The following is a 1,348-nucleotide window of genomic DNA, read 5'->3' as shown; positions in this document are numbered from 1 at the left end:
GGTCCGTGGAAAGCTTTATGCGGTTTTGGATGGACTCGCGGCCTATCAGCTTGTTGGTTGGGGTAATGGCCCACCAAGGCGACGACGGGTAGCCGGCCTGAGAGGGTGACCGGCCACACTGGGACTGAGACACGGCCCAGACTCCTACGGGAGGCAGCAGTGGGGAATATTGCACAATGGGCGAAAGCCTGATGCAGCGACGCCGCGTGAGGGACGAATGCCTTCGGGTTGTAAACCTCTTTCAGCAGGGAAGAAGCGAAAGTGACGGTACCTGCAGAAGAAGCGCCGGCTAACTACGTGCCAGCAGCCGCGGTAATACGTAGGGCGCAAGCGTTATCCGGAATTATTGGGCGTAAAGAGCTCGTAGGCGGTTTGTCGCGTCTGCTGTGAAAGCCCGGGGCTCAACCCCGGGTCTGCAGTGGGTACGGGCAGACTAGAGTGCAGTAGGGGAGACTGGAATTCCTGGTGTAGCGGTGAAATGCGCAGATATCAGGAGGAACACCGATGGCGAAGGCAGGTCTCTGGGCTGTAACTGACGCTGAGGAGCGAAAGCATGGGGAGCGAACAGGATTAGATACCCTGGTAGTCCATGCCGTAAACGTTGGGCACTAGGTGTGGGGGACATTCCACGTTTTCCGCGCCGTAGCTAACGCATTAAGTGCCCCGCCTGGGGAGTACGGCCGCAAGGCTAAAACTCAAAGGAATTGACGGGGGCCCGCACAAGCGGCGGAGCATGCGGATTAATTCGATGCAACGCGAAGAACCTTACCAAGGCTTGACATGAACCGGTAAGACCTGGAAACAGGTCCCCCACTTGTGGCCGGTTTACAGGTGGTGCATGGTTGTCGTCAGCTCGTGTCGTGAGATGTTGGGTTAAGTCCCGCAACGAGCGCAACCCTCGTTCTATGTTGCCAGCGCGTTATGGCGGGGACTCATAGGAGACTGCCGGGGTCAACTCGGAGGAAGGTGGGGACGACGTCAAATCATCATGCCCCTTATGTCTTGGGCTTCACGCATGCTACAATGGCCGGTACAAAGGGTTGCGATACTGTGAGGTGGAGCTAATCCCAAAAAGCCGGTCTCAGTTCGGATTGAGGTCTGCAACTCGACCTCATGAAGTTGGAGTCGCTAGTAATCGCAGATCAGCAACGCTGCGGTGAATACGTTCCCGGGCCTTGTACACACCGCCCGTCAAGTCACGAAAGTTGGTAACACCCGAAGCCGGTGGCCTAACCCCTTGCGGGAGGGAGCCGTCGAAGGTGGGACCGGCGATTGGGACTAAGTCGTAACAAGGTAGCCGTACCGGAAGGTGCGGCTGGATCACCTCCTTTCTAAGGAGCACCTCAGG

Annotated in this window: 1 rRNA gene; it reads left to right on the top strand. The window is 57.6% G+C overall.

Annotated elements, in window-relative coordinates:
* A 16S ribosomal RNA gene (locus AC5RT8_RS16290) occupies positions 1 to 1,331 on the top strand; the annotation flags it as partial.
* Between the last annotated feature and the right edge of the window lie 17 nt (positions 1,332 to 1,348).

The sequence above is a fragment of the Arthrobacter sp. Ms25 genome (genome assembly GCF_059090365.1).
This window is presented reverse-complemented; position numbering and strand designations above follow the sequence as displayed.